Origin of the sequence: Prevotella communis (assembly GCF_022024175.1) — a bacterium.
In the GTDB taxonomy this organism is placed as follows: domain Bacteria; phylum Bacteroidota; class Bacteroidia; order Bacteroidales; family Bacteroidaceae; genus Prevotella; species Prevotella communis.
On the sequence record NZ_CP091794.1, the window covers coordinates 2,245,977 to 2,270,838 of the forward strand.

At 46.9% G+C, this 24,862-nt stretch carries 18 protein-coding genes; 7 read left to right on the forward strand and 11 right to left on the reverse strand.

The features are described 5' to 3' along the window. Positions 1 to 11 precede the first annotated feature (11 nt). The 5 genes from L6466_RS09230 (at position 12) to L6466_RS09250 (ending at position 8,885) form a co-directional block, all read left to right on the forward strand. Positions 12 to 2,390, forward strand: a complete 2,379-nt coding sequence (locus tag L6466_RS09230) for a hypothetical protein (protein ID WP_237795859.1) — start codon at positions 12 to 14, stop codon at positions 2,388 to 2,390. A gap of 26 nt (positions 2,391 to 2,416) precedes the next feature. Then, positions 2,417 to 2,938, forward strand: a complete 522-nt coding sequence (locus L6466_RS09235; RefSeq protein WP_143005721.1) for a hypothetical protein — start codon at positions 2,417 to 2,419, stop codon at positions 2,936 to 2,938. Positions 2,939 to 3,036: 98 nt separating this feature from the next. Further along, entirely contained in the window at positions 3,037 to 4,842 is a 1,806-nt protein-coding gene (locus tag L6466_RS09240; RefSeq protein ID WP_237803098.1) for a chitobiase/beta-hexosaminidase C-terminal domain-containing protein, read from the forward strand. 113 nt (positions 4,843 to 4,955) lie between these two features. Then, positions 4,956 to 6,734: a pectate lyase gene (locus tag L6466_RS09245; RefSeq protein ID WP_431356494.1), complete on the forward strand. Its 1,779-nt coding sequence runs from the start codon at positions 4,956 to 4,958 to the stop codon at positions 6,732 to 6,734. Between the two features lie 78 nt (positions 6,735 to 6,812). After that, a complete protein-coding gene (locus L6466_RS09250) occupies positions 6,813 to 8,885 on the forward strand; it encodes a pectate lyase (RefSeq protein WP_237803097.1) in 2,073 nt (690 codons plus the stop codon). A 144-nt stretch (positions 8,886 to 9,029) separates the two neighbouring features. Here the strand turns inward: L6466_RS09250 and L6466_RS09255 are convergent, their stop codons facing one another. From L6466_RS09255 to gap, 7 genes are all read right to left on the reverse strand, one after another. Next, positions 9,030 to 10,460 carry a glycoside hydrolase family 57 protein gene (locus tag L6466_RS09255; protein WP_237803096.1) on the reverse strand — a complete coding sequence of 477 codons (1,431 nt, stop codon included), beginning with the start codon at positions 10,458 to 10,460 and terminating at the stop codon, positions 9,030 to 9,032. 33 nt (positions 10,461 to 10,493) lie between these two features. Further along, entirely contained in the window at positions 10,494 to 11,765 is a 1,272-nt protein-coding gene (locus L6466_RS09260; protein WP_237803095.1) for a glycosyltransferase family 4 protein, read from the reverse strand. A 12-nt stretch (positions 11,766 to 11,777) separates the two neighbouring features. After that, entirely contained in the window at positions 11,778 to 13,727 is a 1,950-nt protein-coding gene (locus L6466_RS09265) for a glycogen debranching enzyme N-terminal domain-containing protein (protein WP_237795849.1), read from the reverse strand. 175 nt (positions 13,728 to 13,902) lie between these two features. After that, the gene (locus L6466_RS09270; protein WP_091815483.1) at positions 13,903 to 14,832 is read right to left on the reverse strand and encodes a diacylglycerol/lipid kinase family protein; all 930 of its coding nucleotides are present in this window, start codon (positions 14,830 to 14,832) and stop codon (positions 13,903 to 13,905) included. Further along, positions 14,829 to 15,752: a tRNA (adenosine(37)-N6)-dimethylallyltransferase MiaA gene (gene miaA / locus L6466_RS09275; RefSeq protein WP_237795847.1), complete on the reverse strand. Its 924-nt coding sequence runs from the start codon at positions 15,750 to 15,752 to the stop codon at positions 14,829 to 14,831. Before miaA ends, L6466_RS09270 begins: the two co-directional genes overlap by 4 nt. A gap of 14 nt (positions 15,753 to 15,766) precedes the next feature. Continuing rightward, positions 15,767 to 16,231: a transcription elongation factor GreA gene (gene greA, locus L6466_RS09280; protein ID WP_091815476.1), complete on the reverse strand. Its 465-nt coding sequence runs from the start codon at positions 16,229 to 16,231 to the stop codon at positions 15,767 to 15,769. A 71-nt stretch (positions 16,232 to 16,302) separates the two neighbouring features. Next, on the reverse strand, positions 16,303 to 17,328 hold the full coding sequence (gap, locus tag L6466_RS09285; RefSeq protein ID WP_091815474.1) for a type I glyceraldehyde-3-phosphate dehydrogenase: 1,026 nt from the start codon (positions 17,326 to 17,328) through the stop codon (positions 16,303 to 16,305). A 245-nt stretch (positions 17,329 to 17,573) separates the two neighbouring features. On the opposite strand from gap, the gene mscL reads away from it, so the two are divergent. Both mscL and L6466_RS09295 read left to right on the forward strand, forming a co-directional pair. Further along, on the forward strand, positions 17,574 to 17,975 hold the full coding sequence (mscL, locus tag L6466_RS09290; protein ID WP_237803094.1) for a large-conductance mechanosensitive channel protein MscL: 402 nt from the start codon (positions 17,574 to 17,576) through the stop codon (positions 17,973 to 17,975). Positions 17,976 to 18,156: 181 nt separating this feature from the next. Continuing rightward, complete coding sequence (locus tag L6466_RS09295; protein ID WP_237803093.1) at positions 18,157 to 19,833, forward strand: SulP family inorganic anion transporter; 1,677 nt, start codon at positions 18,157 to 18,159, stop codon at positions 19,831 to 19,833. A gap of 5 nt (positions 19,834 to 19,838) precedes the next feature. Here L6466_RS09295 and L6466_RS09300 read toward each other — a convergent pair whose 3' ends face one another. The 4 genes from L6466_RS09300 to L6466_RS09315 all read right to left on the reverse strand — a co-directional run bounded on the left by L6466_RS09300 (position 19,839) and on the right by L6466_RS09315 (position 24,788). Continuing rightward, on the reverse strand, positions 19,839 to 20,750 hold the full coding sequence (locus tag L6466_RS09300) for a PP2C family protein-serine/threonine phosphatase (RefSeq protein WP_237803092.1): 912 nt from the start codon (positions 20,748 to 20,750) through the stop codon (positions 19,839 to 19,841). Between the two features lie 85 nt (positions 20,751 to 20,835). After that, the gene (gene guaA / locus L6466_RS09305; protein ID WP_091815461.1) at positions 20,836 to 22,443 is read right to left on the reverse strand and encodes a glutamine-hydrolyzing GMP synthase; all 1,608 of its coding nucleotides are present in this window, start codon (positions 22,441 to 22,443) and stop codon (positions 20,836 to 20,838) included. Between the two features lie 6 nt (positions 22,444 to 22,449). After that, entirely contained in the window at positions 22,450 to 23,199 is a 750-nt protein-coding gene (locus L6466_RS09310; RefSeq protein ID WP_237803090.1) for a nucleotidyltransferase family protein, read from the reverse strand. Between the two features lie 53 nt (positions 23,200 to 23,252). Then, positions 23,253 to 24,788, reverse strand: a complete 1,536-nt coding sequence (locus tag L6466_RS09315) for a RapZ C-terminal domain-containing protein (RefSeq protein WP_091853044.1) — start codon at positions 24,786 to 24,788, stop codon at positions 23,253 to 23,255. Positions 24,789 to 24,862 lie beyond the last annotated feature (74 nt).

Sequence of the window (24,862 nt, forward strand, 5' to 3'; positions counted from 1 at the left end):
AACAAAAGATTATGAAAAAGATATTGAATCAAATCATGCTCCTTTTCGTTGCCGCTTCCTCCATCACCTTCGTGGGATGTAAGGATGACGATAACAACGGATCTTCGACTAATACCGACAGGGAGTTTATGACCATGTTCATCACCGACAATACCCGTGGAAAAGGAACCTCTTATCCTTACAACTGCGGACTTGACGGAGCCTATCCACATGGCAACACAATCCATCTTTATTGGTACGGTGTTGACGACTGCGCAGGCTACCAGATTCAAATGGGACTGCAGATCAAGGTCAGTGGTGGTGCTGAGGCATGGCAAAAGGTACAAGGTACCAGCGACCTGCTGCTCGATACGATTGTAGGACCAAAGCAACTCGACTTGCTGCTGAAAGATCTGCAATATTCTACCAACTATAGATTTGCTATCCGCGCATTGTCAAAGAAAGACCGCAACATCAAGGGTGACGAGACGACCTTTGCTCACGCATCCAACTGGTTCGGCCATGGCAACGGACGCCAGTGGCAGGAGTATCTGGGCATCACTACTGATGACCGTTACCCCACCCCAATGGCAATCTATGTGAATCAGGCCGAGACTACCGAAAACGACATGCACGTTTACTTCAATACCAACATCAGTCAGTTGGGCTTGAACCTGAACGATGATGACGACAAGGATAAGTTGCAGGCTTACTACGAGAACTTCAACATTGATGAAAATGGTAACCTCGGTTATGAATACCTCACCGTGACACCTTCTCCCAACAATCCCAACTCTACCGTTGGCGAGAAATGGAAGAAATACAAGATTACTGATGAGGACCGCGCCCGCGGATATGTCGTGGTAGATGGTCTGACAGCCAACTCTGTATATGTCATCGATGTAATAGATCCACGCGTTCCTGTAGACATTGATGCTAAGTACAACACCTGTACCGCCCGTTCTGATGGTCAGCCCGGTGAACCTATCCTGCTTTCACATAGTGAACTGATGGCACAGGCTGCCGACATGGCGATTCCAGATCGCGATGCTAAACGTGCTGACGTATATGGACCGAAAGCCGATAAATATAATGCAGCTCCTATATCACCAACTCTCCATGACTTTATCTCGAACACCAACTATGCAGAAGGTCAGACATTCTTGCTGGAAGGTGGTAAGACATACTATTTAGATGGTAACGACATCACATGTAAAGGTTTTGTATTGAGGACCAATCCTGAAGATGTTGCCAAGGGCTTACGTGCCCGTGTCATCTGTGGCATAGGTGAAAGTTCTGATATCTTCACACAGGCCAAGGAAGGTCGTCAGTGGGATGGTTGTCCATACTCTATGTTCACCTTTGGCCGTTCACCTGAAGCTGGTGAAGGTGGTGAGATATACATGAAGAAACTAGCTTTCTATGATATCGACTTCGACAATCCTGAGTGTTTCAACTATGGTGACCAGAAAGCAGGCATAGGAACAGCAACGGGTAACTATTTCTTCAACATGTTTAGCGATGGTATGGCTATCACCCTCGATTCGCTTGTCATGGAGAACTGTACCTTCAAGCGTATTGTTCGTGGTTTTGTGCGTGAGCAAGGTCCTAACTACAAACTTTGGAACCATGTGCTTATCAAGAACAACCTGTTCTTCGACTGCGGATACTACAGCAATGGTGCTGGTGGCTACTGCTGGATTGACGGTGCTGGCAACAATGGCAAGACCAATATGCTGGCAGACTTCAAGGCTATCGAAAACACCTTCTATGACTGTCCTTTCCCTGCCTTCATCAAACAGCAGCTGGCAGAAGAATATAAGTATGTGGACAATCCAAAATGGAATATCACATTCTCTAATAACACCCTGGTGAACTACAACACACGTGGTGACGGTGCCATCTTCAAACTGACACGCATACCTAATGGTTCTGTATTTAATGTAGAGAACAACCTCATCATTCTCTGCAAACAGGCAGGTGACCAGCGCAAACTGGAGCAATATGGTGCTTACGTTCCCGATACGGAGACAGGTGCTGACGGCTCTGCAGGACATATCACGCTGAATTTCCACAACAACTGGTCAACGAATAACGATCTAACCAATGGTTCTATCTTCAGTTCACGTGCCTTCGACAACCAGAAGGATGGCTTCGGTAACTTAGTAACTCTGAATAAAGCAACACTGAACGGATCGCTACAGGTATCTGTTGCCAACATATCTGCAACAGACTTACTCATCAGTCCATGTCCTCCTCATGTTGCAGCTACAGCAGAAGATCAGCACATGCACCGTGCAGACGCACTGGACGGAACAGCAACAACAGCCTACAACGTGAACCTGTTCTTCAAAGACAAGAACAACGACATCTTCACAAACAACGTAGGTGCTGCTCGTTGGAGGAAGTAAATAACAAACACTAAAGAAAAGACATTATGAAGAAATTCAGAATATCGATAATAGCAGTCGCTACCCTACTGGCTGGTTTCGGCATGACAGCATGCTCAGAGGCTAACGAGTATGAAGATAGCAACACAGACAACCCCTCATGGATTGTCGGCTATACAGACACCACAACGATTTCTCATCCTGAGTCGCTGGAAAGTACCAAATGGGTACGTGGCGAAGGATTGAAGAAAAATGCCTATGGTAAGGAGATTCAAGGTTTTGTAGAAAGCCTCGACTTTGTATCGTCCGACTCTGTTGCTGTAAAGATGAGTCAGGGTGTCACTGAAGGCACATGGAATGATGAATCAAACACCGCCAAGTTGCCCTATTACGAATACACCTATAGTTCCAAGACTGGTAATCTTCAGATTCTGCAGCGCAACGTCAGCAACGGAAAGGTGACAAAGAAAGCCATCTTCATTGGTGTCGTGGTGAAAGGTAAGAAAGAAATCATCACCTTGGTTCACTATGGTGACTCACCTGCCCAGACCTACCTCGTAAAAGAGTAATCTCTATACAACGCCCTCTCCTGTATCAATGGTATACAGGGGAGGAAATAAAAAGACAATAACTATTTAACATTATTATTTAACTAACAATTTCTATTATGAAAAAATTTTTTACTTTAGCTTTAGCCCTCATGGGCTTTGCGGGTGTTGCCAACGCCGCTAATGTTGACGACTTGGCTGTACTGAAACACAGTTATGTGCTGGTATGTGAAGATCTTGGTGCACGTCCTGGCAAGGGAGCCCTTTTTGGTGACGGTCATTTCCTAGATGTAACAGGTGGTTCTACAGCAACTAACAAAGGTTCCGTTGATCTTTCTGTTGCAGATGGTGTACTCGTTACAGAGGCAATTGCCAATAAGTATGGTGAGTATGGTAAGCATCTGAATTTTCTTCGACTAAAGAAAACTCAAGATGTGATTGCCATGAAGGTAACTGCAAAATCAAAAGTTATTATTTTCTATCAGGACAACAACAAAGATGACCGATATCCTGTTTTTGCAAAGGATGCAGCTCTGACTGAAAAATATGCAGACGGTGTAAGATCTGAAAGATGTTCTGGCGAAGAGGGCAAACCTGCCGTAAACGTCAGAAGAATGGAATGGACTGCCACTGACGATGGTCTTGTCTACGTTGGCGACAATAATGGCGATATGTTTGTTAGTTACATCATCATTGAGGCTAACGAGGCTCCTGGCACTCCTACGGTAAAGGTTGGTGAGCAGACCTACGAAGGAGGTCTCTGGTTCCGTGAAGTTACCTGTAAGGCTAATGACTACACCATGGAGGGTACTGAAATCGGTATCCCCACCATCGTGACATACACCACAGATGGCACCGCTCCAACTGCAGCAAGCCCAATTTACCAGTCTCCTATCAAGTGCTACAAGGATATGACTGTAAAGTTCCAGGCTTTCTATGACATCGCAGGAACAGGAACTCCCGATGCAGGTTGTATTTGCGATAACGCCGACAACGAAGCAAATGTAAACTTCCTGTTTGACGCTCCTACCATCGAGGCTAATGGTGCACAGGTTACAATCACCTCTCCTTACGAGGGCGCTAAGAACTTCGTGCTGATTAATGGTGACAATGAGGAGGAGACCAGTTCAATCACTTTGGAGGAGTCTGCTACTGTAACAGCTTACTCTAAGATTATCAACGGTGACTATGCTGAGTTCACCACCAAGAGCACCACTAAGGATGTTTACGTGCTGGATCCTATCAAGGAGAAAAAGACTATCGTCGTTACTACTGGTACAGCAGTTATTGACGAGGAAGCTACAGCTACATCTACTACGGGTCCTGTTTACAAGGTTGAAGGTGGTGCCATCAGCGCCGACAAGAAAGATTTCTTTGTAAAGAACCTTACCTTCAGTGTACTGAAAGATGAGAAGGCTCAGTATCAGGTTCCCGAAGGCCAGGAGATTTACATCCAGATGAGCAACACCAACATCACCTTCCAGGTGGCCGAAGGTGACTCTGTTGACGTGAAGGTTGTCTGCACAAAGAACTCTTGCAAGAATCTTGAAGCTGAAGATGCCGCAGCAGACAAGCTTGTAAATGGTTGCACACCTGATCGCAGCTGCTACGTAAACGTAAGTGGTACTAATTATTGTCATCTGGATGCAGATGGTGGTGTAGCAGCCGACCTGAAACTGCATTCTGAGGCAAACGTTATCACTTTCGGTCTACACGCAGGTACTTACACCTTCCAGAAATATTCAGGCACTGGCAACATCTTGATTTCTTCTATCGAGATTACTCCTGTCGAGGTTGACAAAACTGGCATTTCTACCGTAAAGAACGAGGTTGCTAAGAGTGCTATCTTCAACCTGGCAGGTCAGAAGGTTACAAGCAACTTCAAGGGTATCATCGTAAAGGATGGTAAGAAAATCTTCAAGTAAGAAAGACACCGAACTTGATTAAGTTCAAATCTCAAGAGACACGCGCTTCAGTAAATGGAGCGACGTGTCTCTTTTAACAAAAACAGACGCGACAAGCAACTATCACTATACAAATGAAAAGATATCTATTCTATTACTTATCATTACTCACACTTCTCATCCTGTCATCTGCAACAATAATGGCAGAGGATAATATACCTGCCTTTCCAGGTGCAGAAGGGCATGGACGCTACGTTGTTGGTGGACGCAAAGGAACAGTCTATCATGTCACTACCCTGTCTGACAATGAAAAAGACGGTAGTGGAACATCTGGTTCCCTTCGCTACTGTCTGAAGAAAGGTGGCTCCAATGCCAAGACCATCGTTTTTGATGTAGGTGGTGTTATCCCACTGACCAGCGACCTCAAGATACCAGCTAATACAACCATTGCCGGACAGACAGCACCCTACCCTGGCATCACGCTTCGCTATTATACTGTAACGCCAAATGGCAATGAAATCATTATCCGTTTCATTCGCTTCCGCAGAGGTGAAGAGAAAAACGTAAACGATGGTGCTGACGCCACTTGGACACGACAGAAGACCAACATCATACTAGATCACTGCTCTTTCTCATGGTCAATAGATGAAGTAGCATCTTTCTACGACAACAATAATTTCACCATGCAGTGGTGTACTATCGGCGAAAGCCTCAACAATGCAGGACACGATAAAGGAGCACATGGCTATGGAGGTATCTGGGGCGGCAAACTGGCCTCCTTCCATCACAACCTGATATGTCACGTCAACAATCGCTCACCGCGCTTTAATGGCGCACGCTATAATTGGTCGGGCTATACCAGCAACAAGCTCTATAGCACTTACCAATGGAACAACACCCTACAGGCAGAAAATGTAGACTTCCGCAACTGTGTAATTTACAACTGTGGAAATGGCTGTTATGGAGGACCTGGTGGTGGCCAGATTAATGTAATCAACAATTACTATAAAACAGGGCCAGCAGCTTCTACTAACTATATTACTAACGTGTCTCTTGCCGGTAGTGGCAACGCAGGCAATGACCAGACTTTCTGGGATATGACCAGCCGTTATTATATTGACGGTAACCAGATGAATAATGAAACTGGCAACGACTGGAGCCGCATCATCTACGATAATGGGATACCAAGCAAAAATGGTGAATACTATACAAAAGATCCTAATCACTATTACGGCTCTGACGTAACCTACGAACAAATCAATGGTACAGACTGCGTCAGAATCAGGATGGAATCTCCTGCGCCTTCAGGTCTTGTAACAACACATACAGCCCAGACGGCCTTTCAGAAGGTATTAGCCTATGGTGGAGCATCCCTCGACCGCGATGTCGTTGATGCCCGTTATATGGAAGAAGCAGAAAACGGCACCGCTACCTATACCGGTTCAGTTACAGGCAAGAAAGGTCGCATTGACCGAGTGGCTGATGTGGAGGGCTATACCGAGAATGATTTCCCCACAGGCTCACGCCCCGCTGGTTTCGATACTGATGGCGATGGCATGCCTGATGAGTGGGAAACTGCCCACGGACTAAATCCCAACAGTGCAGCCGATGGTAAGACCTATACCCTGGATTCTGAAAAGAAATGGTACCCCAATCTGGAGGTCTATCTAAATGCCTTGGTAGAAGATATTATGAAGGCTGGCAACACTGATGCCATAGAAGGTGTGGACGAGTACTACCCCTTCCTGAACCATTCTACAGGCATCTGTCACCCGACGACCGATGCACCGGTTAACTATCTCAGATATCATAATCTGAAAGGACAACGCATCGCCCAACCACGACATGGCATCTTCATAATTACCGAAAATAATGCCGATGGTACCAAACAATGCCGAAAGATTATCAGATAATCTATTCATTCTATCGGCTGAATCAGAGAAAAATAGTATCTTTGCAGAGAAAATAAAAAATATCTACTAACAATCATTATGAAATTGAAACAATTCATGCTATCTGGAGCCATGCTCTTATGTGCTACCACAATGACAGCTCAAGAAAAACTACCTGCCTTTCCTGGCGCAGAAGGATTCGGACGCTATGTCACAGGTGGACGTGGTGGTACGGTCTATCACGTCAAAAACCTGAAAGACAGTGGCTATCAGTCGCTACGCTGGTCATTGGCACAAAATCCTGGAAAGCCAAAGATTATCGTCTTCGACATTAGTGGTACCATTCATCTGGAGTCAGAACTGTCGATTCCCAGCAACGTTACTATTGCTGGTCAGACTGCCCCTGGCGACGGTATCTGCATTGCAGACTATCCTTGCAGCATTCATGGCAATAATGTCATTGTACGCTATATGCGCTTCCGTCTGGGCAACAAGAACGTGAAAAAGGATGGTGCTGACGGATGGGATGGCTTTGGCGGATTCGACCAGATGAACTGGATGATAGACCACTGCTCTGTAAGCTGGTCCATCGATGAGTGTCTGTCGGTTCTTGGCAATAAAAACACGACAGTACAATGGTGTCTCGTGGCCCAGAGTCTGGTAGCTGCCGGTCACTCCAAAGGTAATCATGGCTATGGTGGCAACTGGGGAGGCAGTGGTGCTTCGTTCCATCACAACCTGCTGGCACATCATGGCAGTCGTACCCCACGTCTTGGCCCACGTCCTACCACCCAGTTAGACGAGCGAATGGATATGCGCAATAACGTCATCTATAATTTCGGTGGCAACGGCTGCTATGGAGGTGAGGGTATGAATGTCAACATTGTGAACAACTACTATAAGCCAGGACCAGGTTCGCCCACAGACAATAAAGGGAAACGTATTGCCGGCATCGGTATTCGCACCAACTCATATATAGCCACCTACCCTGACTATGCACCTGCCCTGCATCTATGGGGCCACTACTATGTAACGGGGAATGTCAACTCAATGTATAGTGATGTGACTAGCAGCAACTGGACTGTCGGTGTGATAAACCAAGTGAACGCCAGCGATTGTGATGGCACATGGACACAAGCCACTAAGGACAGTATCAAGCTGTCAGAACCCATCTATTTTATCACCACGACAACGCACTCTGCCGCTGATGCCTACGAGAAAGTATTACAGTATGCCGGAGCCAGTTTGCACCGCGATTCGTTTGATGAGATGATGGTAAGTGATACTCGTCTGGGAAGAGCCTCACATACCGGTTCTGGCAATGCTGCAGGCTTTGTCAACTCACAAGAGGACAACAAGCCCACTGGTGCCAGTAGTACATGGAGCGCTTGGCCTGAGTTGAATAGCGAAACAGCCCTGACTGATACCGATGGTGATGGTATGCCAGATGAATGGGAGACTGCTCACGGACTGGATCCAAAGAAAGCATCTGATGGCAGCGCGCTCGATGCTAGCGGTTATACCAACGTGGAGGTATATCTGAACGCTCTGGTTGCCGATATTACCGAACAGCAAAATGAAGGAGGCACCCCCATGGGGAGCATTATTGAAATAGGCAAAGAACCCATTTCCGCCAGTTATAACATCTGCCAGATGACGTCTAATGGTGACGGTTCATTCGTTGACGGATTTAAACTTAGCAGTTTCAGCAGCACCAGTCAGCCTGCCTTTGGAACTTCCGGCACTATCAAACTAAGCAGTTCCAAACAATATACTATCACTATGCCCGAAGGGTTATCTATCAACAAGGTGACAATTCTTGGCTACTGCAACTCTGATGGTCAGACAGGTTACTTAGGCGAACTGGCAGGCACTGAATACGGGGAAAACGATTATGTGTTTCCTGCAAGAGATGCCACCCCCAGCAAAGCCACGCATACCATCACGCTGAGCCAGCCCGTCAGCAATAAACTGACGTTCACACCTAAAGGAAACGGACAGGCCTGCTATTACATCACCCTTCATGTTGACCAGACAACAGGCATCCAGGAATTGATGACTCCGGAGCATCAGGAAAATAACTGTTATGACCTGCTGGGTCGAAAGGTAAGTGATTCCCAACAAAAGAAGGGAATCTATATTTCAAAAGGAAAGAAATACATACTCAATTAGCGTTTCCGACTTAGATTCCTATTGTTTTCAACTTAGAAACAGCAGAAATCAACATAGAAAAATTAAAAGTCAACTTAAATATAAAGAACCGCCCTATCGCATGAAGCAATAGGACGGTTCTTTCTTTATTCAATCTCTATCGGATTATTCTTTCTTTGGTTCAGCCTTTTTCTTGGGGGCTGCCTTCTTAGCGGGAGCAGCTTTCTTGTCAGCTGCCTTCTTAGCTGGTGCTACCTTCTTAGCTGGTGCTGCCTTCTTGGGCTTCTCAGCCTCAGCAGGCTGGAGTTTTGCCAATTTGGTTTTCAGGCGTTCAATCTCCATATCCTTCATCTCAATCTCGTCACCCTGATTCTTGATAGTGGTCAGCAGTGAGTTGAGCTGCTCATTATCAATCTCCTCGGGATAGAGAGCGTTCACTCTGTTTATGAAGTCGCCCAGGATATTCATGTAGTTAGTGAAAGCATCAAACGGGCCGCTGTAGATACCACGGTCAAGACCTACATTAGAAGGCTTGGTGGTCATAAAGCGGAAGTTATTTGAAGCCTGCAGGTAATCCCAGTCCTGGTTGATGCGTGGATCGTTGGCTATCAACAGACGATCTGCAACAGAATACAGTTTATTAAAGGCCTCACGCTGCATGGCATTACCCAACCAGCATGAGCAGTCGCGCTCCTCGTCAACCCACGACAACGTATCAGGTACATTGATAGCCCCCACACTCTTTGTCTTCATACAAATCTCAGTAGGTGTAGAGAAGGTGATACCCTTCTGCTTAGCACATACAGGCAGAGCATGCAGGAAATCGAGGATATTAGAACTGAGTGGCTGTGCAATACCCAATGCAGAGAGTTCCATGAAGATATTGATAATCTGCTCTTCCTCCGGCAGACGGGCAATACGATCAATATAAGCATCGGCAAACAGAGGATAGCCCTCCCACTCTGCGTTATTGAAACGCAATGAGATATCGTCTGACAACTCTACATCACGAAGCAATAGTTTCAGACTGGGAGCCATGTTACAGTTGTATACATAGTGAGGACTCTTCCAGCCAAGCACGTGCTTAGCACCTTCTGTAAGCATACCCTTGAAGCCCAAAGCAGCAATCTGTGCACCGATGTCATCACTATAAATCAGAGAAGAGTTACGTGCCACAGTAGGTTTCTTGCCAAAGTACTCCTCCATCTTAGCACACTGTTTCTTCATATCACGGGCAAAAGCCTCTGGATTAGCCAATGAAGAAAGACCATGACTATAGGGCTCTGCCAGGAACTCCACACAACCTGTCTCATTGAGTTCCTGAAGTTTTTCAATAACCTGAGGAGCATGATATTCCAACTGTTCAATACCTGTACCAGAAAGAGAGAAGGCTACCTTGAAGTAATTTCCGTTCTCCTTTATCATCTGCAGCAGGGTGTTGAGTGCTGGCATATACGAACGCTCTGCTATGTCGCAGATGCTACGTTCGTTCTCATAGTCATCATAATAATAATGATCGGTGCCGATATCAAAGAAACGATATCTCTTCAGATGGATAATCTGATGTATCTCGAAATATAAACAAATCGTCTTCATAATTGTTTAATGTTTAATCTTTAATGTTTAATGTTACTCTTCCCATCCTAAGGTTCTTCTGTAGAGGGTGCGTATCCAACGCCCTACTTTCTCCCATGTAATCTGGTCAACCTCTTTCTTTCCTTCTTCCTTGAGGTAGTTGAACAGCGAGTCGTTCACACAGATACTATAGATAGCATCAGCCAAAGCATGTACATCCCAATAGTCCACCTTGATACAGTTGTCCAGGATTTCAGCACAGCCCGACTGCTTAGAGATAATAGAAGGCGTACCACACTGCATGGCTTCTAAGGGTGAGATACCAAACGGTTCTGATACTGATGGCATCACATATACATCGGAATCCTTCAGGCATTCATATACCTGTTTGCCACGCATGAAACCAGGGAAATGGAAACGGTCTGCAATACCACGTTCGGCAGCGAGATATATCATCTGATCCATCATATCACCAGAACCGGCCATGCAGAAACGCACATTGCGTGTGCGATGAAGCACCATATTGGCAGCCTCAACAAAATATTCTGGACCTTTCTGCATCGTGATACGTCCAAGGAAGGTCACCACCTTCTCCTTACCAGTATGGTCAGGACGTGGTATATCTTGATATTCTTGAGGCAGGGGATATACCGCATTGTGCACCGTAAAGCACTTACGGGGATCCTGATGATACTGATTGATAACCGTCTGACGAGTCAGCTCCGACACACACATGATACAGTCAGCATTATCCATTCCATTCTTCTCAATAGAGTAAACTGTGGGATTCACTTTTCCGCGACTACGGTCAAAGTCAGTAGCATGAACATGAATACATAACGGTTTGCCACTCACCTGTTTAGCATGTATGCCTGCAGGAAAAGTCAGCCAGTCGTGTGCATGGATAATATCAAAGTCCTCCGTACGCGCCACGACGCCCGCAATGATAGAATAGTTATTGATTTCCTCGTGCAAATTACCAGGATAGCCACCGGCAAACTCCATACAACCGAGGTCGTTCACATGCATATAGTTGAAGTCGGCATAGATATGCTCCCGGCACTTATAATAGTATTCTGGAGACATGATATTACCCACACGCTGTTTCACATAGTCATAGTTCACATCGCGCCAGGCAATAGGCACTGCGTTCATGGCTACAATACGGCAGGCATGCTGACTCTCATCACCAAAGGGACGAGGCAGACAGAGCACAGTCTCTATATCGCCTTGAGCCTTCAAACCTTCAGAGATACCATAGTTGGCGGTAGCCAAGCCACCAAATACATGAGGAGGATACTCCCATCCAAACATTAATACTTTCATCGTCGGTCCTCCTTATTTTTGATATGAATACTTTTCAAGCAACTTCATGGTACGCAGAATCTCGGCGACGTTCATCGCAAACGACATAGCACCACGTCCATGGAATGGCGGGTTACCGTCGAACAGTTCCGAAATAGTCCCAATAGCATGATAATCCATCTCATCCTCATAGCCCACCATCTGGCGCTCAATGAACGACAAGCGACTACGTTTGTAGAGTTTCAGACAAGCCTCCATATAGAAGCCACCCAGCCAAGGCCATGCCGTACCCTGATGGTAAGCATAGTCACGCTGTGTCTGCGGACCAACATACATGGGGTTATAACCGCCACTCTTAGGCGACAGTGAGCGCAAGCCCTTTGGTGTGAGCAATTCACGTGTACAGATATCTACCACGCTCTTCATCTGCTGCTGATTCAGGGGTGAGTAGTCCAAGGCCACCGCAAAGATCTGATTCGGACGAACACTCCAGTCCATCATATTTCCGTCTACATAATCCAGCAGATAGCCATACTCATTGACAAATGTGTCAACAAACGATTTTTTCGTCTTAGCAGCCAATTCCTCTAGCACCCCTGCACCTTTGACATCACCTTTCTCTGCAGCCATCGATGCGCAGAACTTCACAGCATTATACCATAGGGCATTAAACTCTACGATATAGCCAGAACGAGGCACAACGGGCTTACCGTTGGCCTTAGAGTTCATCCATGTGATGGCTTTGTCACGACCGTTGGCATAGAGCAGGCCATTATCGTCCAGTCGAAGGTTAGGATGTTTGTCGTCCTTGATATAAATAATGATGTCCTGCAATAACTTGCCATACTTCTCAAAGGCTTTGTCGCGCCCTGCATAGCGGGCATATTGCTGTATGGCCCATACAGCCCATAAGGGGACGTCAGGCTGGTCCATCTCGTAAATTTTCACCGTCAAAGGCTTGCCTTCCATAAATTCACGCAAGCCACGCTCTGCAGTGTTCATCACCAGTTCGAAATAGTCCTGCTCGTCAATAGCCAATGTCAATCCCGGAAGCGAGATAAATGTGTCACGAGCACGACATTTGAACCATGGATAGCCGGCCAACAGATATCGGGTATCATCAGCCTCACGGTTATGGAACTGATGGGCAGCCGTTACCAGACAGTGATAGAAATTATCACGCGGCACACGCAAATCCAGTTCTTTCTGGAACATACTCTTCAGAGAACTAGATTTCACCTGCGACGTAGAAGCTGCGAAGACAATGGTCTCACCCTTCTTGATAGGCACCTCGAAATAACCAGGTACATAAAGATCCTCATTAGAAGCATAGCCACGCTCCTGCTCCTTCGGATATTCTATGCCACGATACCAGTCGGGCTGGAAGATAAACTCATTTTTCTTATTGAACTGCATGAACAAATCGGGATAGCCCTTGTACATACATGTCTTGATACCGTTGTCAATCAACTGATAATCACGGCTTGCCACTGAGTTCTCATGGGTAAACTGACGTACACTTCTGAATGCCAGGAACGGACGGAAACGCAGGGTGGTAGCAGAATGAGCATCTTCCAGCGTATAGCGGATCAGTATACGGTCCTCGTAAGCCTGGAAAATCGTCTCACGTTTCAGTATCACACCACCCACACGATAAACAGTGGTAGGAATAAGACTGGCATCAAACTCACGAATGTACTTGTGTCCCTTAGGACTGAAGTTGTTGCCTTGATACTTGTGGAGACCCAGGTTGAATTCCGCTCCATGCTGCACCACCGTACAATCAAGCGACGACAAGAGCACATGGTTCTCATCGTCAATCTCAGGCACAGGGACCACCAGCAGTCCGTGGTACTTTCGCGTATTGCAGTCTACAAGGGTAGACGCGCTATACGCACCACCTCGGTTGGTGCGGAGCAATTCACGGCGCAGACTCTCCTCCAGGTTCGTCATCACGGCTTTTTCAAATCGTAAATAACTCATAGTTCCTATCTTAAGGTTTTATTTTATTAGATATAATAGTCGCTTTAGATTTATTTGATTTCCAAAAGTACGAATTTTTCTTTGGACAGCAAAACATTTAGGCAAATATTTTAGTTTTTAGTCCGAAAAAAAGCAAAAAGGAGGTATCATCACCTCCTTTTCCTCTATGATTCGCTCAATCGGGTATCAAGAAATTAATCACTTCCGGTTCTACATGAATATGGTATTCGCCCACCGTACGCTCAGCCTGACGACCGTCTACACATACCAAGGCCTTGTCAGATTCCACCGACATTTTCCTGACTCGATACGGATGCACACTCTTATGATTCAAGAGGCGCCCGGTCACCAACAGCCACAAGCCTGCCAGCAGTTGCTTTACTCGTGGATTATAGACCACTGACACATCCAGCATGCCGCTATAGGGCACAGCACTCGGCGTCTGTCCGTAACCCAGGGCATTACCTACGCAGACCGTCATAACACTACGTTCCATCACTTCGTAGTCAATATTCAGGCGCATCTTATAGTCGTGGCGATGAAACACCATTGACAAACAAGTATACAGGAAGGCTATCGTCTTTGAGCCCAGGACTTGCCTACCTTGTCGGCGCAGATTCTGAAGATCTGCCGTCAGACCGATATTGACACAGTTCAGAAAATAGCGCTTCAGCTTTTCACCGGCTTTGTTCTCATAGTCAATACAACCCAGGTCCACTTTCCTGACCCGGTGCATCTTCAACCACATCACCGTCTTCTCGTCATCACGCTCATCAAAGCCCCAGAATCTGGCGAAATCATTCAGCGTGCCATTAGGTATCACTCCCAGTGCCACTTGCTCGCGCATATCCTTATCTGCCTTCATCAGACAATTCACTGCATCGTTCAGCGCCGTATCGCCACCCATGATAACGATAGTCTTATACCCATTATGTATTAGCATCGTCATCAGACGTTCCACGCTCTCAGTCGACTCACTCTGCACAAAGTCATATTTCACACCTTGTGCCGCAAGTTCCTTTTGCAGTCGCTCCCAACGCCTGCGCGAACGGTAAATGCCTTTTCTGGGGCAATACAGTATAGCCCATCGACAATCTTCCATCATATCATTTGAAGTATTTGTTCTACCTTCTCATCTATCGGTAATGTAGCATCTATCCAATGAATAGTGAAACCACGTCGTTCCATACCACGGAACCACGTCATCTGACGCTTTGCAAACTGATGAATAGCTATCTCAAGTTGGCGGAACATCTCATCATACGACAGTTTGCCTATGATATATTCCGTCAGGTATTTATATTCCAAACCGTAGTAAATCAGGTCTTCTGTCGGTATTCCTTCAGCCAGCAATCCTCGAACCTCATCTACCATACCCTCATCCAAACGGGCTTTCAATCTGCGTGTTATCTTTTCACGACGTAAGTCACGGTCGATATTGACACCTACTATCAAGGAGTCTATCGGTGGCAATTCACGAAGTGGCATGGGATGTTCTATGTTATAGGTTTCAATCTCAATGGCACGTATGGCACGCTGACAGGAGTCTACATCGGTCTTATTATGCATCACAGAACCGCTCCGTTGCTTCAATTCAGCAAGTATGGCAGTCAGTTCTTCCAGCGTCTTACCTTCAAGACTGTCACGCAATTTCTGATTCTGGGGTACAGGCGAGAGTTTATAACCCTTCAGCACAGCCTCAATATAAAGTCCGGTGCCACCGCAGAGAATAGGTGCCTTTCCTCTCCCTACAATATCATTATACGCATCAAAGAAATCCTGTTGATACTGAAACAGGTTATACTTCGTACCAGGCTCGCAGATATCAATGAGGTGATAAGGGATGTTGACGGGGGTACCGTCAACCACAGGGGCATAGTCGCAAAGGTCCTTTCCCGTACCAATATCCATACGACGATACACCTGACGTGAGTCGGCAGAAATAATTTCTCCACCGATACGTTGGGCCAATGCAGCTGCCAATGGCGTCTTACCGCTTGCCGTAGGACCAAGTATTGTTATCATCCTCATTTCCAACACTATAGAGATACACTTTCAATGCGAAGTTTAAGCATACCTGCTGGTACACGCACCTCCACTTCATCACCAACCTTCTTACCCAAAAGAGCCTCAGCAATCGGTGACTTGATGGAAATTTTACCCTCACGTAGGTTGGCCTCATGAGGACTTGTGATAGTATAGGTCATACGTGCGTTCGTGTTGAGATTGGTCATCTCAACCTTACTCAGCAGGCCTATGCTCTCGCCAGCCAGTCGCGATTTGTCAATCACCCTGGCGTTCTCAAGCACACGCTGCATAAAACGTATACGTCCCAACAAGCGTCCCTGCTCACGCTTAGCGGCATGATATTCAAAGTTCTCACTCAAGTCACCCTTGTCGCGAGCTTCTGCAATAGCATCCCTTACCTGTGGCAGTTCCACAGTCTCTAATTGCTTTAATTCAGCCACGAGTTTATCGTAGCCCTCTTGTGACATATATTCCATGCCTGCAAAGGTAACAAAAAAAAGCCACCCGACAAAATCGAGTGGCTAATTTTTACCTATATGGGCTAGTATTACTTCAGCTCAGCGAGGTACTTGATGGTGCGAACCATCTGAGAAGTGTAAGAGTTCTCATTGTCGTACCAAGAAACAACCTGTACGAGTGAGTTACCATCCTCCATCTTGCTTACCATGGTCTGGTTAGCGTCGAAGAGTGAACCGAACTTCATACCGATGATGTCGCTAGAAACGAGCTTCTCCTCAGTGTAACCGAAGCTCTCGTTCTGAGCAGCCTTCATGGCAGCGTTGATGCTCTCAACAGTTACCTCACCCTTAACAACAGCGTGCAGGATAGTGGTAGAACCTGTAGGAGTTGGAACGCGCTGAGCAGCACCGATCAGCTTACCGTTCAGCTCGGGGATAACGAGACCGATAGCCTTAGCAGCACCAGTTGAGTTAGGAACGATGTTCTGAGCACCAGCACGAGCACGCTGAACATCACCCTTGCGCTGAGGACCGTCGAGGATCATCTGGTCACCAGTGTAAGCATGAACAGTTGTCATGATACCGCTCTGGATGGGAGCGAGGTCGTTCAGAGCCTTGGTCATAGGAGCCAAGCAGTTTGTTGTGCAAGAAGCAGCTGAGATAACAGTGTCAGCAGGAGTCAGAGTCTTGTGGTTTACATTGTAAACGATAGTGGGCAGATCGTTACCAGCAGGAGCTGAGATAACAACCTTCTTAGCACCAGCAGTCAGGTGAGCAGAAGCCTTCTCCTTTGATGTGTAGAAACCTGTGCACTCCAGAACAACGTCTACATCCAGCTTGCCCCAAGGCAGCTCAGCAGCGTTAGGAATAGCATAGATAGTGATCTTCTGACCATCAACAACGATGTAATCCTCACCAGCCTCTACAGTGTGCTTGTTCTCACCAATCTTGCCGCAGAAACCACCCTGAGCGGTATCATACTTCAGCAAGTGAGCCAGCATCTTAGGACTTGTCAAGTCGTTGATTGCTACTACTTCATAACCTTCTGCCTCGAACATCTGACGGAATGCGAGACGACCAATACGGCCAAAACCGTTAATTGCTACTTTTGTCATTTTTTTAGTTTTTTATTAAAAGGGTTATAAATAATTTCTAAGTTTTTTGCCCTCATGGAGCATTTTTTCTCATTTTCGCGTGCAAAGTTACAAAAAAATTCCTATATTTGCACCCAGAATCAATCTTAATTAAAGTGAAAAGTGAGAATCGCGTGCGAAAAGTGATTTTCATCAAGAAAGAAAGGACAAGATTGCAAAACGAAGATTACAAAATATGTATTAACCATTTAAACAATTTAAGAACTATGGGATTTATTAAAGAATTCAAGGAGTTTGCCATGAAGGGCAATGTGATGGACATGGCAGTTGGTGTGATCATCGGTGCCGCTTTTGGTAAGATTGTAAGTAGCATGGTTGACGACATCCTTATGCCGCTGGTTGGTATGGTAACAGGCAATGTAGACTTTACTAATCTGGCCTTCCAGATTGGCGATGGCGAAGATGCCGCTGTGCTGAAGTATGGTAACTTCATCCAAAACACTGTAGACTTCATCATCGTGGCCTTCTGTATTTTCCTGATGCTGAAGGGTATCAACAAGCTGAACCGCAAAAAAGAAGAACCCGCTCCTGCACCTGAAGAACCCAAGGGTCCCACTCAGGAAGAACTGCTGGCAGAGATTCGCGACTTGCTGAAGGAGAAGAAGTAAACACACCTTTTTATTATATGGGGCGAGTTTCGATAAAAACTCGCCCTTTTTCTTCTACCATATCGGCACGACATAAATCAAGAAAATGCAGTCTTTCTGTGGTTGTTATCGCACACATAACAAAAATTAATCTTTTTTGCATAACTTTGCAGCCGTTTTTCAATAGGATAATAAAAAGGTAATGAAAACTTTAGATTTTAAGCCGAAATTGGTATCGGCTATTAGGAATTACAACAAACAGACATTCACGGCCGACCTGATGGCCGGTCTTATCGTGGGTATCGTTGCCCTTCCATTGGCTATCGCCTTCGGTATTGCCAGTGGTGTTTCTCCAGAAAAAGGTATTATCACGGCTATCGTAGCAGGTTTCGCCATTTCGGCCCTTGGCGGTTCGAAAGTACAGATTGGCGGTCCTACGGGTGCTTTTATTGTCATCGTGGCTGGCATCATCAACCAATATGGCATACAGGGTCTCACCATCGCCACACTCATGGCGGGTGTTTTCCTTATCGGTTTCGGCCTGTTGCGCCTGGGTACCATCATCAAGTACATTCCCTACCCCATCATCGTTGGTTTCACCAGCGGTATCGCCGTCACCATCTTCACTACGCAGGTAAAGGATTTGCTGGGCATGCAGATGGATGCCGTTCCAAGCGACTTCATTGAGAAATGGATTGCCTATTTCCAGAACCTGACTCATATTGATCCATGGAGTGCCGGTGTAGGATTAGTGAGCGTAGCTATCATTGCCTCAGCTCCCAAATTCAGCAAGCGTATCCCCGGTTCACTCATTGCCATCATCGTCATGACTGTTGTCGTATTGCTGTTGAAGCAGTATGCCGGCGTAACCTCTATCGAGACCATTGGCGACCGTTTCAACATCTCTTCACAGCTACCTGATGCCGTTGTGCCCGAATTGAGCTGGGAAACCATCAAGGGACTGGTTGCCCCCGCGCTGACCATCGCCATCCTTGGTGCTATCGAGAGCTTGCTGTCAGCCACCGTTGCCGATGGTGTGATTGGCGATCATCATAACTCAAACACAGAACTTATTGGTCAGGGCGTGGCAAATATCGTATCACCCATCTTTGGCGGTATCCCCGCTACAGGTGCAATCGCCCGTACCATGACTAATATTAATAATGGTGGACGCACCCCTATCGCCGGTATAGTACACGCAGTGGTACTGCTGCTCATCTTCCTGTTCCTGATGCCGCTGGCACAATACATCCCCATGGCCTGTCTGGCCGGTGTACTGGTAGTAGTGAGCTACGGCATGAGCGGATGGCGCTCGTTTACAGCACTGATGCACAATCCAAAGAGTGACATCACCGTTCTGCTGCTCACCTTCTTCCTCACCATCATCTTCGACCTCACAGTAGCCATCGAAGTAGGTATAGTCTGCGCTTGTCTGCTCTTCATGAAGCGTATGAGCGAGACCACCGACGTGAAGGCTGTATACGACGAGATTGACCTGAATGAGGATGCTGACATGGAGCGTGGCAACCTGGAACACCTGTCTATCCCCAAGGGTGTAGAGGTGTACGAGATTAACGGTCCTTACTTCTTCGGTGCAGGAAATAAGTTTGAGGATCTGATGGGCGGTTTCGGTGATCGTCCGAAGGTACGCATCATCCGTATGCGTAAGGTACCCTTCATCGATTCCACAGGTCTGCATAACCTTGAGAACATGTGCCTGATGAGCCAGAAGGAAGGCATCACCGTGGTACTCTCCGGCGTTAACGAAAAAGTGGAAGCCGTGCTTCGTCGCAACAACTTCCACAAATTATTGGGTCAGGAGAATATCTGCAACCACATTGATCTCGCCCTGGCTCGCGCCAACGAGATTGTAGGCTAAGCGGTTTACATAAAGACCGCTAAGCCAACAGCGATACCCGCCAATAAAGAGAGGGCGGAGAAACCAAGTATTACAGAAGAGGAAATCTGATTACTATCCACAGGTTCGGTAGTGACAGGTTTCCTCTTCTGCTGTATTTCTGCAGTTCCTTCACTGACATCCTTCACCTGTATCAGATAGGCAGAGTGATTATCCGAATTATTTACCGTAGCATCAATCAGCCGTTGGCGCTTCTGCTCGTCAGACTCATTACTGGCAAGGATGCTCACCAGTTCCTTATCATCCATCTTCTCCAGCATACCATCTGTGCAAAGATAGAAGTAGTCACCAGGCTTTACGTCTGTGATATGCGTCAGGGTTGCCGTTGTACGCTCCATCTGATAGGGTTGCATACCCTTCAGGATAATATTCTTCTTAGGCGACGTACGCATCTCCTCGTAGGTAATCTCACCATTTTCATACATCTGCTGTACCAAAGAGTCATCACGCGTTCTGAACAGTACGCCATTCTCAGTCCCTAATGACGGACGCAGATGATATACACGACTATCACCTATATGAGCCACTAAACATCCTCCGTCATGGAAACAGAGGAAGGTCATCGTCGTACCCATTGTCGCCTCTTTCTTTGTATCGGCAGCATCCAAGGCATTATAAGCCTTTGTAAGACATTGTCTGAAGTCGTCATCCGAAAACTTTGGAACCACGTCACAGATAGCCTTTGCCATCTCTCCCAGTGCCCTACTCACAGCCGCACTGGCCACTTCGCCTTTATCAAGACCACCCATACCATCACAGACCACGAACACGCGCTGGTCTGCAGAAGCCTCTCCCATCACGGGGTATATTGCATCTTCCTGGTTACTACGATTTCCCAGTTCATTAATGGCTTGTGGTTGATGTAATTGGAATTTCATTCTTTTCTACTATTTTCTATGATTCGCGGCAAAGGTAAACAAAAAAGTCCGAAAGTACAAAACTTTCGGACTTTTTTAATATTTATTATTCCCACTCGATTGTTGCGGGTGGTTTTGAAGAGATATCATAGCAGACGCGGTTCACGCCACGTACCTTATTAATAATCTCATTAGAGACTTTTGCCATGAACTCGTAAGGCAGATGAGCCCAGTCGGCTGTCATAGCATCGGTTGAAGTAACAGCACGCAGGGCAACGGGATGCTCGTATGTACGCTCATCGCCCATCACACCAACACTGCGAACTGTTGAGAGGAGGATGGCACCTGCCTGCCATATCTGGTCGTAGAGCGAAACCTCGATCTCACCATCTTTCATATCAGCAGGAATACCAGCAGCCAGAACCTTACGGGCTTCCTCGCCGCTGAGTTTTACCTTATAGTCACGCAGGCCGCGGATATAGATGTCATCGGCATTCTGAAGAATCTGTACTTTCTCACGGGTGATATCACCAAGGATACGAACAGCCAGACCCGGTCCGGGGAAAGGATGACGCGTGATAAGATGCTCTGGCATGCCCATCTGACGACCCACACGGCGCACCTCGTCCTTAAACAGCCACTTCAGGGGCTCACAGAGCTGCAGATGCATCTCCTTGGGCAGACCGCCCACGTTATGATGACTCTTAATCACCTTACCAGTGATATTCAAAGACTCAATTCGGTCTGGATAAATAGTACCCTGTGCCAGCCATTTAGCATCCGTAATCTTCTTGGCCTCGGCATTGAATACCTCCACGAAGTCACGACCTATAATCTTTCTCTTCTGCTCAGGATCGGTTACTCCAGCCAGATCGCCGAAGAACTTCTCACTGGCATCCACGCCAATCACATTCAAGCCCAGCACCTTGTAGTCTTCCATCACCTGCTGGAACTCATTCTTGCGCAACATGCCATGGTCCACGAAGATACAGGTCAGGTTACTGCCAATGGCCTTGTTCAGCAACACAGCAGCCACTGAAGAGTCCACTCCACCAGAAAGACCCAGAATCACGCGGTCGTTACCAACCTGAGCCTTGAGCTCTGCTATAGTAGTATCAACGAACGAAGCTGCGCTCCACTCCTGCTTACTGCCACAGATATTGACAACAAAGTTATGCAACAAGGTTTTACCCTGTACCGTGTGGAACACCTCTGGATGGAACTGCACGGCCCATACGGGCTGCTTGGTAGAAGCAAAGGCTGCATTCTTCACATCCTTTGTAGAACCGATCACCTCGAAATCAGAAGGAATGGCCGTGATGGTATCACCATGACTCATCCACACCTGAGAACCTTTCTCAAAACCTTTGAACAGAGGATTGTCCAGATTGATGGTCTCAAGATTTGCACGACCGTACTCGCGAGAGTCGGCCTTTTCAACTTTACCGCCCAGAGTGTTTGAGATAAACTGTGCGCCATAGCAGATACCCAGCACAGGCACCTTGCCTACGAATTGCGAAAGGTCAACCTTAAAGGCCTCGGGGTCATGAACCGAATAGGGCGAACCTGAGAGGATCACACCGATAACGGAGTCATCACCAACGGGGAATTTGTTGTAAGGAAGAATTTCGCAAAAGGTGTCCAGCTCGCGGACACGACGGCCAATCAACTGGGTCGTCTGCGAACCGAAATCAAGAATAATAATCTTTTGCATTGAAATTTATTGATTAATGAATTGTTCTGCTTGGTCAAGGGTCTCTATCTTACCCACATCCATCAGGCGCAGGTCGTCCTTCACCACTCCCACAATCTTGGAACGGTGGCAGACGCTAAGATAGAAATCGATAATGGGGAAACGCTCAGGAAACTGTTCCATCAGCGCAAACAGACGAGGTGAGAAAGAGTGAATGCCACTGAAAGCATACTCATTGAAAGGCTCACCATGCTGTGAAAGACCTGTACGACGCACATACTCGTAGGGGCTGCGGATCTCACCCGTCTCAATATTCTTCCAGCCCATCAGTCGCATGGCATTATCGAAGAGCAGATAGCGCTTCGTCTTACGCTTACTGACAAGGAGGACGGCATCCTCTTCTGGCAGATGCTGACGCGAGAACCAACCGAAGTCTACGTTATCCAGGATATCCACATTATGAATCAGGATGGGCTCATCGTCATTAAACAGCGGCGCTGCTTTCTTCAGTCCCCCACCCGTCTCGAGCAACTGATCGCTCTCATCGCTGAACTGCACCAGTGGAGCATAGTCCTGCTGCGCCACATGGTCCTTAATCATCTGAGCAAAATGGTGGATATTAACAACGAAGCGATCATATCCTTGTTCACGAAGTCTGTTGATAATCAAGTCGAGCAAGGGGCGTCCTCCCACCGGCACTAATGCTTTCGGCATTGTGTCTGTAAGGGGTTTCAAACGGGTTCCCAAACCTGCCGCGAATATCATCGCCTGTTTCATGGGTGCAAAGGTACGAATTATTTTTGAGATTTGAGTTTTGAGATTTGAGTTTTTTATTTCTTTTGCAGAACTTGCGTTATTTTCTGTTCACGATGACAGATTCTCACCTCTACGCCAAACTTCTCATGGATATGTTCAGCCAAGTGCTGGGCAGAGTAGACTGAACGATGCTGACCACCCGTACAACCAAAACAGAACATCAGTGAGGTGAAGCCACGCTGGATGTAACGACGCACATGCGCATCAGCCAGTTTATAGACTGAATCCAGGAATGTCAGTATCTCACCATCATCCTCCAGGAAACGAATAACAGGTTCATCCAGTCCCGTGAGTTTCTTGTAAGGTTCGTAACGGCCTGGGTTGTGCGTAGAACGACAGTCGAACACATAGCCGCCACCATTACCGCTCTCGTCCTCGGGAATGCCCTTGCCATACGAGAAACTGAATACCTTGACCACCAATGGTCCCTGGGCATCATATTTCGAGAAGGTGGCAGGACCATCCTGCGGATGGGGCTTATAGGGATTATTCTCTGTTGTCTTATAGCCATCAGCACGTTTGGCTGTGGATGTGATCTGCTGGAACTGCGGCATCTCTGTCAACTGCCTGAGCACAGCCGACAGATACGGATAAGGGAAGTCGGTTGCATCAAGCAACTCGCGCAGGTTCTGAATAGCCGGCGGTATACTGTCAATAAAATGCTGCTTACGCTCAAAATAGCCTCGGAAGCCATAGGCACCCAGTACCTGAAGGGTACGGAACAGCACAAAGAGTGAAAGACGGGCAACGAAGACATGTGGTGTGGGTACCTCCGTGAACTGCTTCAACGCATGATAATACTCATACACCAACTCACGACGCAATTTATGGGGGTACTTAGCCGAAGCCTGCCAAAGGAATGAAGCCACGTCATAATAATAAGGTCCGCGACGTCCGCCCTGAAAATCGATGAAGTAAGGATTACCCTTATCATCGAGCATCACATTACGTGCCTGGAAATCCCTATAGAGGAAACATTGTTCATCACCGCCTGCAGTCAGGTCCTTAGCCATCAGTCGGAAGTCAGCCTCCAGTTTCAACTCATGGAAGTCCAGTTCGGTAGCTTTCAGGAAGCAATACTTGAAATAGTTCAAGTCAAAGAGTACCGAGTCCGTATCGAATGCCGGCTGGGGATAGCAATGGGAGAAATCCAGTTCACGGGCGCCACGTATCTGAATATTCGGCAACTCACGGATAGTCCGTTTTAGCAGTTGCTGCTCCTGCAACGTATATCGGCCACCAGCCTCACGTCCGCCACGGATTGCATCAAACAGCGACACAGAGCCAAGATCGGTCTGCAGATAGCGCAACTCATCCTCGCTCACAGCCAACACCTGAGGCACAGGCAACTGGCGCGTGGCAAAATGATGAGCCAGATAGACAAAGGCATGATTCTCGTCACGACTCGTACCAATACATCCAACTACACTGACGCCATCGGCACCCGTCATTCTGTAATACACACGGTTACTACCAGCGCCAGGCAGTTGTTCGGTCGTGACAGGCTCTGTGCCACACCACTTTTTATATAAGTCTATCAGCTGCTTCATAATGCTATCTTGTTTTTTCGTTTCGTCCGCAAAGTTAACACTTTTTTGTGTGAACAACTAAAAAATGAGCCACT

Coding starts and splice junctions, on each gene's coding strand:
- L6466_RS09230 (WP_237795859.1), top strand. CDS start 12: ATGAAAAAGATATTGAATCAAATCATGCTCCTTTTCGTTGCCGCTTCC.
- L6466_RS09235 (WP_143005721.1), top strand. CDS start 2,417: ATGAAGAAATTCAGAATATCGATAATAGCAGTCGCTACCCTACTGGCT.
- L6466_RS09240 (WP_237803098.1), top strand. CDS start 3,037: ATGAAAAAATTTTTTACTTTAGCTTTAGCCCTCATGGGCTTTGCGGGT.
- L6466_RS09245 (WP_431356494.1), top strand. CDS start 4,956: ATGAAAAGATATCTATTCTATTACTTATCATTACTCACACTTCTCATC.
- L6466_RS09250 (WP_237803097.1), top strand. CDS start 6,813: ATGAAATTGAAACAATTCATGCTATCTGGAGCCATGCTCTTATGTGCT.
- L6466_RS09255 (WP_237803096.1), bottom strand. CDS start 10,460: ATGAAGACGATTTGTTTATATTTCGAGATACATCAGATTATCCATCTG.
- L6466_RS09260 (WP_237803095.1), bottom strand. CDS start 11,765: ATGAAAGTATTAATGTTTGGATGGGAGTATCCTCCTCATGTATTTGGT.
- L6466_RS09265 (WP_237795849.1), bottom strand. CDS start 13,727: ATGAGTTATTTACGATTTGAAAAAGCCGTGATGACGAACCTGGAGGAG.
- L6466_RS09270 (WP_091815483.1), bottom strand. CDS start 14,832: ATGATGGAAGATTGTCGATGGGCTATACTGTATTGCCCCAGAAAAGGC.
- miaA (WP_237795847.1), bottom strand. CDS start 15,752: ATGATAACAATACTTGGTCCTACGGCAAGCGGTAAGACGCCATTGGCA.
- greA (WP_091815476.1), bottom strand. CDS start 16,231: ATGGAATATATGTCACAAGAGGGCTACGATAAACTCGTGGCTGAATTA.
- gap (WP_091815474.1), bottom strand. CDS start 17,328: ATGACAAAAGTAGCAATTAACGGTTTTGGCCGTATTGGTCGTCTCGCA.
- mscL (WP_237803094.1), top strand. CDS start 17,574: ATGGGATTTATTAAAGAATTCAAGGAGTTTGCCATGAAGGGCAATGTG.
- L6466_RS09295 (WP_237803093.1), top strand. CDS start 18,157: ATGAAAACTTTAGATTTTAAGCCGAAATTGGTATCGGCTATTAGGAAT.
- L6466_RS09300 (WP_237803092.1), bottom strand. CDS start 20,750: ATGAAATTCCAATTACATCAACCACAAGCCATTAATGAACTGGGAAAT.
- guaA (WP_091815461.1), bottom strand. CDS start 22,443: ATGCAAAAGATTATTATTCTTGATTTCGGTTCGCAGACGACCCAGTTG.
- L6466_RS09310 (WP_237803090.1), bottom strand. CDS start 23,199: ATGAAACAGGCGATGATATTCGCGGCAGGTTTGGGAACCCGTTTGAAA.
- L6466_RS09315 (WP_091853044.1), bottom strand. CDS start 24,788: ATGAAGCAGCTGATAGACTTATATAAAAAGTGGTGTGGCACAGAGCCT.